The sequence below is a fragment of the Streptomyces humidus genome, assembly GCF_014649655.1.
Lineage (GTDB): Bacteria > Actinomycetota > Actinomycetes > Streptomycetales > Streptomycetaceae > Streptomyces > Streptomyces humidus.
Genome location: NZ_BMTL01000030.1, coordinates 114,920 through 130,325 on the forward strand (window position 1 = coordinate 114,920; position 15,406 = coordinate 130,325).

General features: G+C 72.5%; 9 protein-coding genes. 6 read left to right on the forward strand and 3 right to left on the reverse strand.

From position 1 onward, the window contains the following. Window positions 1–69 precede the first annotated feature (69 nt). From IE239_RS30505 to IE239_RS30525, 5 genes are all read left to right on the forward strand, one after another. Window positions 70–1,935, forward strand: coding sequence for an ABC transporter transmembrane domain-containing protein (locus IE239_RS30505; protein ID WP_190152663.1), 1,866 nt, complete (start codon window positions 70–72; stop codon window positions 1,933–1,935). Continuing rightward, a complete protein-coding gene (locus IE239_RS30510; RefSeq protein WP_229878403.1) occupies window positions 1,932–3,812 on the forward strand; it encodes an ABC transporter ATP-binding protein in 1,881 nt (626 codons plus the stop codon). Before IE239_RS30505 ends, IE239_RS30510 begins: the two co-directional genes overlap by 4 nt. A 283-nt stretch (window positions 3,813–4,095) precedes the next feature. Continuing rightward, window positions 4,096–6,147 carry a M4 family metallopeptidase gene (locus tag IE239_RS30515; RefSeq protein ID WP_190152664.1) on the forward strand — a complete coding sequence of 684 codons (2,052 nt, stop codon included), beginning with the start codon at window positions 4,096–4,098 and terminating at the stop codon, window positions 6,145–6,147. Between the two features lie 318 nt (window positions 6,148–6,465). Further along, a complete protein-coding gene (locus tag IE239_RS30520; protein ID WP_190152665.1) occupies window positions 6,466–8,130 on the forward strand; it encodes a M4 family metallopeptidase in 1,665 nt (554 codons plus the stop codon). Between the two features lie 73 nt (window positions 8,131–8,203). Continuing rightward, a complete protein-coding gene (locus tag IE239_RS30525; protein WP_190152666.1) occupies window positions 8,204–8,722 on the forward strand; it encodes a DUF1990 domain-containing protein in 519 nt (172 codons plus the stop codon). Between the two features lie 34 nt (window positions 8,723–8,756). Here IE239_RS30525 and IE239_RS30530 read toward each other — a convergent pair whose 3' ends face one another. The 3 genes from IE239_RS30530 to IE239_RS30540 all read right to left on the reverse strand — a co-directional run bounded on the left by IE239_RS30530 (window position 8,757) and on the right by IE239_RS30540 (window position 13,632). Continuing rightward, on the reverse strand, window positions 8,757–9,977 hold the full coding sequence (locus tag IE239_RS30530; protein ID WP_190152667.1) for a hypothetical protein: 1,221 nt from the start codon (window positions 9,975–9,977) through the stop codon (window positions 8,757–8,759). A 206-nt stretch (window positions 9,978–10,183) separates the two neighbouring features. After that, window positions 10,184–10,621: a hypothetical protein gene (locus IE239_RS30535; RefSeq protein ID WP_190152668.1), complete on the reverse strand. Its 438-nt coding sequence runs from the start codon at window positions 10,619–10,621 to the stop codon at window positions 10,184–10,186. 386 nt (window positions 10,622–11,007) lie between these two features. Continuing rightward, window positions 11,008–13,632: a glycosyltransferase family 1 protein gene (locus tag IE239_RS30540; protein ID WP_190152669.1), complete on the reverse strand. Its 2,625-nt coding sequence runs from the start codon at window positions 13,630–13,632 to the stop codon at window positions 11,008–11,010. Window positions 13,633–14,520: 888 nt separating this feature from the next. Between IE239_RS30540 and IE239_RS30545 the strand changes: the two genes are divergently transcribed. Beyond that, window positions 14,521–15,406 (forward strand): maltotransferase domain-containing protein (locus tag IE239_RS30545; RefSeq protein ID WP_229878404.1); only part of this gene is annotated, 886 nt, incomplete at its 3' end.

Sequence of the window (15,406 nt, forward strand, 5' to 3'; positions counted from 1 at the left end):
ACGGCCGATACGGCGGCCGCGATCGGCACGGCCCGGCACGAACCGACGGCACGAACCCCGGGGGACTGTGTGATCGACGCGTACGAGGATCCCGGCACGCCCGACACCCGCGGCGGCTGGGCGTATCTCGCCTGGCTGGTGCGCTGCCAGCCCTGGCGGTCGGCGGCCGGCGCGGTGCTGGCCAGCGTCTGGATGGTGCTCATGGCGGTGGCGCCCTACCTGCTGTCGAAGGCGGTGGACGACGGGCTGGAGCCGGGCGACACGGCCGCGCTGGCCGGCTGGACGGCGGCCCTGCTCGCCGTGGGCGCGCTCAACGCCTGGGTGAGCATCATGCGGCACCGCACGATGACCCGGGTGCGCATGGACGGCTACTTCCGCACCACCAAGGTCGTCGTCGGACACGCGGCGCGCCTCGGCGCCACGCTCTCGCGCGGGGTGGGCAGCGGCGAGGTCGTCACCATCGGCGTCGGTGACGTGCACACCATCGCGGGCTCGTTGACGGTGATCGGGCCCGGCGTGGGCTCGGTCGTCGTCTACGTGTTCGTGGCCGGGCTGCTGCTGTCGGTGTCGCCGCTGCTGGCGGCGGTCGTGCTGCTGGGGATGCCGGTGGTCGCCGTGCTGGTGGGACCGCTGATGGCGCGGCTGCAGGGCACGGAGGCCGAGTACCGGGAGCGGCAGGGCGTGCTCACCGCGCGGATCGGCGACCTGGCGGGCGGCCTGCGCGTCCTCAACGGCCTCGGCGGAAAAGGTCTGTTCGCGGACACCTTCGCGCGTGACTCGCAGCTTCTGCGGGCGCAGGGCTACCGGGTCGGCTCGGTCACCAGCTGGATGCAGGCGCTCGGGGTGGGCCTGCCGACCCTGTTCCTCGCCGTGGTGACCTGGCTGGCGGCCCGGCTCACCGCCCAGGGCGAGCTGACGGTCGGCGAGTTGGTGTCGGTGTACGGCTATGTCGCCGTCCTGGTCGGGCCGGTGGCGTTCCTCGTCGACATGGGATACGAGCTCAGCCGGGGGGTGGTCGCCGCCCGGCGCGTCGTGCGGCTGCTGCGCGTGGAGCCCGAACCGGACACCGGGACCGCCGAAGCGCCCGCCGAACCGTCGGCTCTGCACGATCCCGCCTCGGGCGTGCGGGTGGCGCCGGGCCGGCTGACCGCGCTGGTCGGCTCGCGGCACGCGGACGTGACCGCCCTGGTGGACCGGCTCGGCCGCTACGGTCCCACGGACGTCACCTGGGGCGGGGTGCGGCTGGACGCCCTGCCCCTGGGTCAGGTCAGAGCCGCGATCCTGGTCGCCGACAACGAAGCCGACCTGTTCGCGGGCAGTCTGCGCGAGGTGGTGGCCGGACGGCGTGAGCCCTCCGCGGCGGACATCGCCCGGGCCGTACGGGCGGCCGCGGCCGACGACATCGTGCAGGGCCTGCCGGAGGGGCTCGACTCGCCCGTGACCGCGCAGGGCCGCAGCCTCTCCGGGGGACAGCGGCAGCGCGTCCGTCTGGTGCGGGCGCTGCTCGCCGATCCCGAGGTGCTGCTGGCCGTGGAGCCGACGTCGGCGCTCGACGCGCACACGGAGGCGGTCGTCGCGCGGGGACTGCGGGCGGCACGGGCCGGGCGGACCACGGTCGTCACCACCACCTCCCCCCTGCTCCTCGACCACGCGGACACCGTGCACTACCTGGTCGACGGCAAGGTGGCGGCGACCGGCCGCCACGGCGACCTGCTGGGACGCGAGCCCGGCTACCGCGCGCTCGTGGCGCGGGACCCCGAGGACGCCGGAAGCGGCGAAGGCCGCGACGACGCCGGGGACGCCCCGGACGCCCCCGACATCCCGGACGCCGCCGCCGACGACGACGCCACCGAAGGCACCGCGAGCACCGACGACGGTCGGGGGCCCGCGAAGGCGGAGCCGGATGACATCGATACCGAGGAGGCCATGCGATGACCGCGCCGAGCGAGCCGACCGCTCCTGCCTCCCCGACCGCTCCTGCCTCCCCCGCCAAGTCCGGCGGGCCGGCCGGGACCGCGGCGGGCGACGGGGCTCCGGGGCGGCTGCCGGTCGCCGGGCGGGCCGAGGTGCGCCGGGCGGCGGTCCGTCTGGTGCGGGCCGACGGCCGGGCCTTCGCCGCCGCGCTCGCCCTGAACGTCCTCGCCGCGGGAACCGGTCTCGTCGGCCCGTGGCTGCTCGGCCGGATCATCGACGAGGTGCGGGCCGGACACGGGGCCGGCGTCGTGGACCGGCTGTCGGCGGCCATCGTGGTCTGCGCGCTGGCGCAGTTGCTCCTGGCGCGCTGGGCCCGGTACGCGGGGCACCGCTTCGGCGAGCGGACGCTCGCTCGGGTCCGGGAGGAGTTCGTCGGGCGGGCGCTGGCGCTTCCCGCGTCGGTGGTCGAGCGGGCCGGCGCCGGCGACCTGACCACACGCGGCACCGCCGACGTGGCGGCCGTGGGCACGACCCTGCGGGACGCGGGCCCCGAGCTGCTGGTCTGCACGGTCCAGGCGTTGTTCACACTCGGCGCGGTCTTCGTGATCGACCCGCTGCTCGGTGCGGTCGGGGTGCTCGGCCTGACCCCTGTCTGGTTCGCCCTGCGCTGGTATCTGCGCCGGGCCCGCAGCGGCTATCTGGCCCAGGGCGCGGCCGACTCCGAGGTCGCCGAGATCGTCGCGGAGACGGCGGCCGGGGCGCGCACGGTCGAGGCGTTCCGGCTCCAGGAGCGGCGGACGGCGGCGAACCGGGACGCGCTGGAGCTCTCGCGTCGCGCCCGCTTCCACACCCTCTACCTGCGCACGGTGTTCTTCCCGGTGGTGGAGGTGTCGTACTCGCTGCCGGTGGCGGGGGTGCTGCTGCTGGGCGGGGCGCTGCACGCGCGGGGCGCGATGAGCCTGGGCGCGGTGGTCGCGGCCGCGCTGTACCTGCGGCAGTTCACCGAGCCGCTGGACCAGATCCTGGTGCGCGTCGAGCAACTGCAGAGCAGCGGGGCCTCGTTCGCCCGCGTGGAGGGTCTGGCGGGGGCGCCGCGCGCCGTGGCCGAGGGCGCGGCGCCGACCCCGGTGGACGACCGGTTCGACGTGACGGGCGTGCGGTACGCCTACGAGCGAGGCGGTGAGGTGCTGCGCGGGGTGGATCTGACGGTGCGGCCCGGGGAGCGGCTGGCGGTCGTCGGTCCGTCGGGGGCGGGCAAGACCACGCTGAGCAGGCTGCTCGCGGGGGTGGACGCGCCGAGCGCGGGCACGGTGACGGTGGGCGGCGTGCCGGTCGCGGATCTGGCGCCCGAGACGCTGCGCCGCCAGGTCGTGCTGGTCACCCAGGAGCATCATGTCTTCCTCGGCACGGTCCGCGACAACCTGCTGATCGCCGAACCGGCCGCGACGGACGAGGAGTTGTGGGCGGCGCTGGGCGCGGTCGGCGCCGCCGGCTGGGTCCGCGAGCTGCCGGGCGGCCTGGACGCCGAAGCGGGCGGCACGGGTCGCCGGACGGACGGCTCGCAGGCCCAGCAGCTCGCCCTGGCGCGGGTGGTGCTGGCCGACCCGCACACGCTGATCCTGGACGAGGCGACGGCTCTGCTGGACCCGACGACGGCCCGGCACACCGAGCGCGCGCTGGCCGCCGTGCTCCGGGGCCGGACCGTGATCGCCATCGCCCACCGGCTGCACACCGCCCACGACGCGGACCGGGTCGCGGTCATGGAGGACGGCAGACTCACCGAACTGGGCACGCACGAGGCGCTGGTGGCGGGCGACGGAACGTACGCGGCGCTGTGGCGGACCTGGCACGGGGAGCAGCCCGACGGCCCGGCCGGGTCCGGGCCCCATCCGTCCTGAGTCCCCGCACCCCGAGCCGGGGCCGACCGGAAAGCGACGCGTTCGTATACCGAACATGAATTACCGGACAACGGACCATTTCCGGCCAACTTCCTGACGCGCTCCTGACAGACAGCGCAATCCACTGCCACTCTTCCCTCTGCCAGTTGACAGCAACCCCACAGCAACACCTCGCTCCAGGTTCCGCCTTGGTTCTGCGTACCGCCTTTGTCGTGCCCCGAAGGGCCCACCCGCCCTCGGGTCTCCCCTGGCCGCGTGATCCGCGGCCGCGCAGAAGGAGTCAGTGTTGAGCAGCAGCCCCTCTCGCAGACGCACCCCCCACACCGCCCCCCGTCGCGCCGCGGCCGTCGCCCTCGTCGGCGTCTCGGCGCTCATCGCCGCCGCCGTGCAGTCCGGCGCCGCGACCGCCGCCCCGGTGAAGTCGCCGCAGGCGGCGAGCCGGGCGAACCCGGGCGCCGAGTCCCTGCGCCTCACCCCCGCCCAGCGCGCCGCGCTGATCCGCGACGCGGACGCCGGCAAGGCCGCGACCGCAAGGGAGCTGGGTCTGGGCGCCAAGGAGGCGCTCGTCGTCCGTGACGTCGTCAAGGACGCCGACGGCACCGTGCACACCCGCTACGAGCGCACCTACGCCGGCCTGCCGGTGCTCGGCGGCGACCTCGTCGTCGAGAAGACGAGGTCCGGCGTCACCGAGGACGTCACCAAGGCCACCCGGGCCGCCATCAAGGTCGCCTCGCTCAGCCCGGCCGTCAGCGCGGCCAAGGCGCAGAAGCAGGCGCTGAGCCTCGCCGCCGCCGCCGGCGCCGCGAAAGCGGCCACCGACCAGGCGCCGCGCAAGGTGATCTGGGCGGCCAACGGCACGCCGGTCCTGGCGTACGAGACGGTCGTGGGCGGCCTCCAGGAGGACGGCACCCCGAACGAGCTGCACGTCATCACCGACGCGACGACCGGCCAGAAGCTCTACGAGTACCAGGGCATCGAGACCGGCACCGGCAACACGATGTACAGCGGCACGGTGACGCTCGGCACCACGCAGTCCGGGTCGACGTACAACCTGACCGACGCGGCGCGCGGCAACCACAAGACGTACAACCTCAACCGCGGCACCTCCGGCACCGGCACGCTCTTCTCCGGTCCCGACGACGTGTGGGGCAACGGCGCCGCCTCCAACGCGGAGACGGCGGGCGCCGACGCGCACTACGGCGCGGCCCTCACCTGGGACTACTACAAGAACGTGCAGGGCCGCGACGGCATCAAGGGCAACGGCGTCGGCGCGTACTCGCGGGTCCACTACGGCAACAACTACGTCAACGCGTTCTGGGACGACAGCTGCTTCTGCATGACGTACGGCGACGGCTCGGGCAACACGCACCCGCTGACGGCGATCGACGTGGCGGGCCACGAGATGACGCACGGCGTCACCTCCAACACCGCGGGCCTCAACTACAGCGGGGAGTCCGGCGGCCTCAACGAGGCCACCTCGGACATCTTCGGCACCGCCGTGGAGTTCTACGCGGCGAACCCCTCCGACGTCGGTGACTACCTCATCGGCGAGGAGATCGACATCAACGGGGACGGCACCCCGCTGCGCTACATGGACAAGCCGAGCAAGGACGGCGCGTCCAAGGACAACTGGTACTCGGGGATCGGCGGAGTGGACGTCCACTACTCGTCGGGCCCGGCGAACCACTTCTTCTACCTGCTGAGCGAGGGCAGCGGCGCCAAGGTCGTCAACGGCGTCAGCTACAACTCCCCCACGGCGGACGGCCTGCCGGTCACCGGCATCGGCCGCGACAAGGCGGAGAAGATCTGGTTCCGCGCACTGACCACGAAGTTCACGTCGACGACCAACTACGCGGGCGCGCGCACCGGCACGCTGGCGGCGGCCGGTGAGCTGTACGGCACGACGTCCACCGAGTACAAGGCGGTCCAGGACGCGTGGGCCGGCGTCGCGGTCGGCGCCCGCTCCGGCGGCGGCAGCGGTGGCGGCACCTCGTTCGAGAACACCGCCGACGTATCGATTCCGGACAACGGGGCGGCGGTCACCTCGTCGATCACGGTCTCGGGCCGGACCGGCAACGCGCCGTCGAACCTCGCGGTGGCGGTCGACATCGTCCACACCTACATCGGCGACCTCCAGGTGCAGCTGGTGGCCCCCGACGGCACGGCGTACACGCTGAAGGCGTACGGCACCGGCGGGAGCGCGGACAACATCAACACCACGTACACCGTGAACGCTTCTTCCGAAGTCGCCAACGGCGTATGGCAGTTGAGGGTCCAGGACAACGCGGCCCAGGACACCGGCTACATCAACAGCTGGAAGCTCACCTTCCCGTAGGCGGCAGGCCCGGCAAGGGCCCCGCACAGCCGCCCGCAGGACGACGGACAGGACGCCGCCCCGGGGGTTCGACTCCCCCGGGGCGGCGTCCCCTTTTTTGCCCGCCGCATACCCGTGCTCTGCCGACCCTTGACCGAAGTCAACTCCGTTTACATTCCGGCAATGTTCACCGGACAGTCGAGTTTCGGCCAACATCACTTGAGGGTCCTGACATGTACGCGCCTTGATGTCAGTCTTCCTTCACCCGCCGCACAACTTCACACCCGTCTCGGGCAGCCGCCCCACGCTTCCCGGACCCCCCACATCCAAGGAGCTTGTGTGACCTCCCTCTACGCGCGTCACAAGCGCACCACTCTGGCCATCGCCACCGCCGTCGCGGCCGGAGCCCTGGTCACCACCGGTCTGACCACCGGTACCGCTGCCGCCCAGACCCCGGCGGAGAGCGGCGGCAGGTCGGTCCAGCCGGCCGCACCGGTCCAGCTGTCGGCCGCCGCACGCACGACACTGATCAAGCAGCAGCAGACGGACGCCCCCGAGACCGCCCAGGCGATAGGCCTCGGCGCGAAGGAGAAGCTCGTCGTCAAGGACGTCGTCAAGGACGCCGACGGCACCGTCCACACCCGCTACGAGCGCACCTACGCAGGCCTGCCGGTCCTCGGCGGCGACCTCGTCGTGCACGAGTCCGCCACCGGCGCGGCCAAGGGCGTCACCAAGGCCAACACGGCCACCATCAAGGTGGCCACGCTGACCCCGAAGGTCGCCACCGCCAAGGCCGAGAAGCAGGCGCTGACCGCGGCCAAGGCCGCGGGCTCCGAGTCCACCTCGGCGGACCAGGCCCCCCGCAAGGTGATCTGGGCCGCCCAGGGCACCCCGGTCCTCGCCTACGAGACGGTCGTCGGCGGTCTGCAGGACGACGGCACCCCGAGCGAGCTGCACGTCATCACCGACGCGGCCACCGGCAAGAAGCTCTACGAGTACCAGGGCATCGAGACCGGCACCGGCAAGAGCCTCTACTCCGGCACCGTCACGCTCGGCACGACCAAGTCGGGCTCGACGTACAACCTGACGGACGGCACCCGCGGCGGCCACAAGACCTACAACAAGTCGCACGGCACCTCCTCCTCGGCGGGCACCCTGTTCACCGACGCGGACGACATCTGGGGCACCGGTGCGGCCTCCAGCTCCGCCGCGGACCAGACGGCCGCCGTGGACGCCGCGTACGGCGCGCAGACCACCTGGGACTTCTACAAGTCCACGTTCGGCCGCAGCGGCATCAAGAACAACGGAGTCGCCGCCTACTCCCGCGTCCACTACGGCAACGCGTACGTCAACGCGTTCTGGGACGACAGCTGCTTCTGCATGACGTACGGCGACGGCGACGGGAACAACCACCCGCTGACCTCGCTGGACGTGGCCGGCCACGAGATGAGCCACGGCGTCACCTCGAACACGGCGGGCCTGAACTACTCCGGCGAGTCCGGCGGCCTCAACGAGGCCACCTCGGACATCTTCGGCACCGGCGTCGAGTTCTTCGCCAACAACGCCTCCGACAAGGGCGACTACCTCATCGGCGAGAAGATCGACATCAACGGCGACGGCACCCCGCTGCGCTACATGGACAAGCCCAGCAAGGACGGCGGCTCGGCGGACTCCTGGTCCTCCAGCGTGGGCAACAAGGACGTGCACTACTCGTCCGGCGTCGCGAACCACTTCTTCTACCTCCTGAGCGAGGGCAGCGGTTCGAAGACGATCAACGGCGTGACCTACAACTCGCCGACGTCCAACGGCTCCACGGTCACCGGCATCGGCCGCGACAAGGCGCTGCAGATCTGGTACAAGGCGCTCACCACGTACTTCACGTCGACGACGAACTACAAGGCGGCGCGGACGGGGACGCTGAGCGCGGCCTCCGCCCTGTACGGCTCCACCAGCGCCGAGTACAAGGCGGTCGGGGCGGCCTGGGCCGCCGTCAACGTCAACTGACGCTGCGGCAGGCGAGTCACGGGCGGCACCCGGGAGCACGACGTCCCCGGGTGCCGCCCTACTCTTGGCTCCCATGTCTTCGAAGGACTTCACGTACGACGAGGTCGGCGCGACCCGCGACCGTCCGGGCTTCTGCCCTCCGGGGTTCCACCCCCTCCACGTCCGCACCCGGCTCGGCGAGGGCCACGACGTCTTCCGCCGCGCCGCGGAAGCGGTGATGACGTGGAAGATGCACCGCGCCCTGGGCGTGGGCCTCGCCGTCTCCGCGGACCGCGCGGCCCCGGACGTGGACGTCACCGTCACCCTGGCCGGCATCGTCAAGGCCCCCTGCCGGGTGGTCTGGACGGTGGAGGAGCACCGCCGCGCCGGGTGGGCCTACGGCACCCTCCCCGGCCATCCCGAGACCGGGGAGGAGTCCTTCGTCGTCGACCGCACCGGAGACGGCACGGTCTGGCTGACGGTCTCCGCCTTCAGCCGGGCGGCGAAGTGGTACGCGAGGGCGGGCGGCCCGGCCACGAGGGGCCTGCAGCAGGCCTACGCCCGCCGCTGCGGGACGGTGCTGCGGGGGTTGTGCGCGGACGAGGAGTCGTAGCCGGGCGCGAGCGCGGTCCCGCCCGGCAGGGGGCTCAGGTGCGGGACGCCACGCCGCAGCCCTCCTCGCCGTTCTCGGCCGCCAGGTCCCTGCTGCGGTCGTACGGGTCCGCGGTCGGCCCGGTCGGAGCCGCGCCGGTCGGATCGGCCGTCGTCCCGGCCGTCGAGAACCCGGGATGCAGAAAGCCGTCGTAGACGTCGCAGGCGGAGTTGCCGATGTCCCGGTCGTACCTCAGCACGGTGATCCTGCCCGGCGTGAAGGCGTACTTGCCCGGCTTGTCCGGATCGGGGAATTCGAGGTCGAGCACGCGCCGGACGATGGTGCGGGCGACCCCGGCCGGGGCGTGCTCGTCGACGCGGGTCACCGGATAGACGAAGGTGTAGTCGGCGTGCACGACCACGGAGGCCTGCTCACCCGCCTTGAAGGTCATCCGTCCCCGCGTCTTGACCACGTCACCGACCATGCGCAGTTCGCGGGGGTCGAAGCGGCTGAACATCGACAGCGGATCGTGCTTCTCGTCCGGCTTTCTCAGGGCGGTTTCCAACAGGCTCGTCAGGTCCTTCTGCCGCGGATCGAGCGCCGACAGCGCCGCTCCCGGACGTTCGCCGCGCAGGGTCGCCGGGTCGAGGTTGGCGTCGATCAGCAGTTTCCTGCTCCGCTGCAGCGCCTTCTCCACCTCGGCCGCGGACAGCGTTGCGACCGGAGTCGCCTCGGGCAGGACGATGCCGGCGGCGCCGTCGGCCCATGCCAGCGCGGGGGAGCCGGCGAACGGCCGGTCCAGCGTGGGGGTCTCGGGATCGACGGCCCCGGGTGCACCGGTCGGGGCCGCGGTCTCCGCCGGCAGCGGCGAGACGGCGGCCTCCGGGCCCCCCGCGCCGAAGGGATCGCCGGGCAGCAGCGAGGGTCGCATGGCGACGACGGCCAGGACCGCCGCGACGGGCAGCCCGATGACCGCCCACAGCCGCCGCTTGCGCGTCGCCCTCTTCTGCGTCTCCTGCTGCCAGGACGGCGCATAGCGCCAACTCTGCGGCAGCTCGCCGCGCTCCTCCTGCCGCCTCAGCCGCTCCGTCACCATCCGGGCCCGCGCGGACGGCTCCTTGGGAGCGGAGTCGGGTATCGCGCGTTCGCTGTCCTGGACGAACTTCGCCCATTCCTCGTCGGATATGGAGCTACTGGGCTCGGGAGCCGACCCACCCCCGTCCCGATTCCCCTTTTCCGAACCGGAACTGTGCTCTTCGGACGGTTTGTCGGACACGCGCCCTCGGCCTCTCTACGCGTCAGTCAGCGGGCGGCACAGCCTATGTCAGCCCTGGTCGGGCGCGGCGGGTACGGTCCCGACCGGATCACCGCACACCCGGCGCAACTCGTTACGCTGCAGCGACCGGCGTACTCACAAGGTCACTTCGACTTCGGAATCGCCCGGTGGTTGACGGCGGAGCTGGACATCCGCAGCGAACTGCCCTACTCCACGATGACCTGTTGGAACTGCATCGTGGCGGCCGTATCGTTCGTGTAGCGAATGACGTGCGCATTACGGAAGTTGTAGCGTTTAACTATCCGATTTTCCCCGTCAAGTACCGCGACGGTGATGTTCTTGTGCAGGCGTCCGCCCGAAAAGATGAAGTCGGTGAAGGGCCGGCTACGGGTCGCACCCCGGTACAGGGTCACCTGTTTGGCGCTCAGGTTCAGGTCCCCGATCCCGGCGATGTACTCGACGCAGGCGCCGTCCATGAACAACGCGAAGTCGTGTCGGGAGGCGCTGGGCCCGCACGGTCCGGAGGCCGCAGTGGCGGTGGGAGCGACAGCCGCGCCGGCGCTGCCGGAGAAGACGCCGAGGGTCAGCAGTGCCGTGGCAGTTGCACCGGCCAGGAGTAAGCGGCGGCTGTTCGCGCGTGTCATCACAGGGTCCTCACGGTCGAGAGTGAAGCGGATCGACTGGAGAGACGGGGCAGTAGCAGACCGGGTTCCAATGAGACGGAAATTCATATCCACGGGCTGTTCCCTGAGGCGTGGGCCCGTGCGGAAACTCACTCGTCTTGGCTCCGAATGGCGAGCGACGGGGAGATCACCCGTATCCCGTCGAAGCCACGCACGCCGCGACCCGAAAGCCCCCGTCCGAAGGGGTCGTACGACGTCGAGCCGGTCATTCGACGGGCGCGGCCGGACGGTGGACGGACGGCGCCCGACCCGCCGCCGGCCAACCGCCGGCCAACCGCCAGGCAGCGGACGGGCGGCCGGCGGACAGCGCCCGGCCGGCCGCCGCCGGGCGCGGATCCCGTCCGGGGTCAGCGCAGCAGGACTCCCGCCCCCTCGACCGCCTCCTCCGACGGCACCTCCACCAGCCCCAGCTCCGCGCCGGACGCCAGCAGCCGGTGGGCCGGCAGGATGCGGACGGTGTATCCGAACGGGCCCGTGCGGTCCAGGGCGAGCGGGCCCTCGTAGACCCAGCGGCCTTCCTCGTCCGGACCGCCCGTCGGCTTGAGCGGCACCGCCGAGGCGTCCGTGATGCGGTCCTCCTCGTCGACCCTCCCGGACACGGCCTGCACCTCGACGTCGTCGGGGGTGAGGTCGCCGAGGCCCACCCGCACCCGGAGCGCGAGGGTGGTGCCGAGTTCGGCGGTGGTGGTGGCCACCGACGTCTCGACGTGGTCCACCCGGACGGCGTGCCAGCACGAGCGCACCCGCTGCTTCCAGCGGGCGAGTTCACGCGCCGTGTCGGGGGTCATCGTCCGGTGCGCGTGGGCGGCGGGCGCGTAGAGCCGTTCGACGTACTCGCGGACCATGCGCCCCGCCAGCACCTTCGGGCCGAGCAGGCCGAGCGTCCGGCGGACCATCTCGATCCAGCGGTCGGGCAGACCCGCCTGGCCGCGTTCGTAGAAGCGCGGGGCGATGCGCTGTTCGAGGAGGTCGTAGAGGGCGGCCGCCTCGATGTCGTCGCGGTGGTCGGGGTCGGTTCCGGCGCCGTCCGCGGTGGGGATCGCCCAGCCGAAGTCGGGCTGGAACCACTCGTCCCACCAGCCGTCCAGGACGGAGAGGTTGAGACAGCCGTTGAGCGCCGCCTTCATGCCGGAGGTGCCGCAGGCCTCCAGCGGACGGAGGGGGTTGTTCAGCCAGATGTCGCAGCCGGGGTACAGCTTCTGCGCCATCGCCATGCCGTAGTCGGGCAGGAAGACGATGCGGTGCCGCACGCGCGGGTCGTCGGTGAACCGGACCAGTTCCTGGACCAGGCGTTTGCCGCCGTCGTCCGCCGGATGCGCCTTGCCCGCGACGACGATCTGGATCGGCCGCTCCGCGTGCAGCAGCAGATCCGTCAGACGCTCGCGGTCCCGCAGCATCAGCGTCAGACGCTTGTAGGAGGGGACCCGGCGCGCGAAGCCGATGGTGAGGACGTCCGGGTCGAGGACGCCGTCGATCCAGCCCAACTCGGCCGTTCCCGCGCCCCGTTGCCGCCAGGACGCCCGCAGGCGCTCGCGCACCTCCACGACCAGCTGCTCGCGCAGATCGCGGCGCAGCTCCCAGATGTCCTGGTCGGGGATGTCGGCGACGGCGTCCCAGCGCTCCGCGCCGCCGACGCTGAGGGCGTCCTCGGCGCGCTCGGCGCCGATCTGGCGGGCCCCGAGGCGCAGCACCTCGGGCGCCACCCAGGTGGGGGCGTGCACGCCGTTGGTGACGGAGGTGATCGGCACCTCGTCGGGGTCGAACCCGGGCCACAGGCCGGAGAACATCTCACGGCTGACGTGACCGTGCAGCAGCGACACCCCGTTCGCGCGCTGGGCCAGCCGCAGGCCCATGACGGCCATGTTGAAGAGGTTCGGCTCGCCGCCGGGGTAGGTCTCCATGCCCAGGCGCAGGATGCGGTCGACGTCCATGCGCGGGAGCTCGGCGTCGGGGCCGAAGTGGCGGGCGACCAGCTCGCGGTCGAAGCGGTCGATGCCGGCGGGGACGGGGGTGTGGGTGGTGAAGACCGTTCCGGCCCGGACGGCTTCCAGGGCGGAGTCGAAGTCGAGCCCCTCGTCGGCGAGTTCGGCGATCCGCTCGAGTCCGAGGAAGCCGGCGTGGCCCTCGTTGGTGTGGAAGACCTCGGGCACGGGGTGGCCGGTCAGACGGCAGTACGTCCGTACGGCCCGGACACCCCCTATGCCGAGCAGCATCTCCTGCAGCAGCCGGTGCTCGCTGCCGCCGCCGTAGAGCCGGTCGGTCACCCCGCGCTCGCCGAGGTCGTTCTCCTCGACGTCGGAGTCGAGCATGAGGAGCGGGACCCGGCCGACCTGGGCCAGCCAGACGCGGGCGCGGAGCCGTTTGCCGCCCGGCAGGGCGAGGGAGATCTGCGCGGGGGCGCCGTCGTCCTCCCTCAGGAGGGTCACCGGCAGCTCGTTGGGGTCGAGGACGGGGTAGTGCTCCTGCTGCCAGCCGTCCCGGGAGAGCGACTGGCGGAAGTAGCCGTGCCGGTAGAGCAGTCCGACGCCGATCAGCGGGACGCCCAGGTCGCTGGCCGACTTCAGATGGTCGCCGGCGAGGATGCCGAGGCCGCCGGAGTACTGCGGCAGCGCGGCGGTGACGCCGAACTCGGGCGAGAAGTAGGCGATGGCGGCGGGCAGCCCGGCTGAGGCGGGCTGCGCCTGGTACCAGCGGTCGCCGGTCCGGTAGTCGTGCAGGTCGTCGGCGGCTGCGGCGAGCCGGCGCAGGAAACGGCGGTCCTCGGCCAGCTCGGCGAGGCGTGCCGGGCGCACGCTGCCGAGGAGTCTCACCGGGTCGCCCTCCGACAGCGCCCAGCGCTCGGGATCGACGGACCGGAAGAGGTCACGGGTCTCCGCGTGCCACGACCAGCGCAGGTTGCGGGACAGGTCGCTGAGCGGTCGGAGAGGTTCGGGGAGGAGGGGTCGGACGGTGAATCGACGGATCGCCTTCACATTCCACCTCGGCGTGGCGCGTTCGCTGGATGGACACACGGCACTGTGCGTCCACGTCTAAGGAAACGGTACCGGCGCGGGTGTCGACCTCGCTGAGGGCTGGCCGCCCGCGGGCCCCTGCTTTTCGGTCGGGCCGGGCGCGTCCGCGGACGGCGCAAGGGCCGTGGCGCCCGGACCGCCGCCACCGGGGCGTGCCACAACGGGCCGAAAACCCTGTTTCTCCCCGGGCGGCCACCTTGTGGCGCTTCGCACACCGCGAGAGGCTGCCCCCCTGGCGTGCCCGGGCCGGGACCGGGGCGCGCCGAGTCGAGGAGGGGAACTCGGACCATGGCACGGACGCGCACACGGCGTCCGCACCGGGCGGGGGGCCCGACCGCGGTCGTGACGACCGCGGCGCTGTCGGCCGCCACCCTGCCCGTGCGCGCCGCACCGGAGGGGGAAGACACCCGGAGCCGGGCAGCCCGGCTCCGTCGCCGTCAGCCATGTCCGGTGCCGAAGGGGGACACCCGGCGTCGGCGGCGCGACGGCGCACGCGGCGGGCGCGGCCGCGCCGTATCTCGCCGACCGCCCCCCGGCCGCGCCCGCGCAGGTGGCGAAAGCGCTGTTCGCGGGGGCGGCGAACGGCAAGATGTCCGGCCGCGGGCCCGGTTCGCCGGACAGGCTCCTGCACGTCCCACCGTTCATGTGACGGGCGTCCGGAAGCGGCTCCCCGTTCGTCTCGAAAGAAGCATGTCTTGTGTAAAGACATAGGCGTGAGCAGTTAACAAAGCGCCGGATTGCGCACCCGAATAGGGTGGAAGGCTCCCCCGGTACTCCCCCAGCACCCCCGCAGGACCCACCTCCCCACATCCATCCGCCTACCCCCCGTTGATGCGGACAGGAGCGGTCATGCCAGCAAGGCACCACCCGTCATCACCCCCGACGCCCCGTACCGAGAACGGCAGGAACGCCGAGAACGGACCCCAGGAAAAGATCGGCAAGAACAGCAGGACCGCCACGAGCGGCAAGACCGGCAAGAGCGGCAAGTCCGGCAAGGGCGCCAGGGCCGGCAAGGACAGCAAGCGCGCCAGGAGCGGGAAGACCGCCGCGAGCGCCGAGAACGCCGCCACGAGCGTGGCCGCCGAGCCCACGGAGAGCGTCGAGAAGACCGCGGGCGGTCACGCCACCGCCGTCGGGCGCATACCCGTCCTCGACGTCCGGCCCCTGGTCCAGCAGGGACGCCGGCCCGCCAAGGCGGTCGTCGGCGAGACGTTCGAGATCTCCGCCACCGTGTTCCGCGAGGGCCATGACGCCGTCGCGGCCAACGTCGTCCTGCGGGATCCGGACGGCACGCCCGGACCGTGGACGCCGATGCGCGAGCTCGCCCCCGGCACGGACCGCTGGGGCGCGGACGTCACACCGGACGCGACGGGCCGCTGGAGCTTCACCGTGGAGGCCTGGGGCGATCCGGTCGCCACCTGGCGGCATCACGCCCGCATCAAGATCCCCGCCGGGATGGACACCGAGCCGGTCCTCGAGGAGGGGGCGCGCCTGTACGAGCGGGCGGCCGCCGGGGCGCCCGAGGGGCCGGACCGCGCCACCGTGCTGACGGCGGCCGACGCCCTGCGCGACGAGAGCCGCCCGGCCGTCTCCCGGCTGGCGGCGGCGCTGGCGCCGGAGGTGGACGCCGTCCTGGCGCGGCATCCGCTGCGCGAGCTGGTCACGGCCTCCGAGCCGCTGCCGCTGCTGGTGGAGCGGGAGCGGGCCCTGTACGGGGCCTGGTACGAGTTCTTCC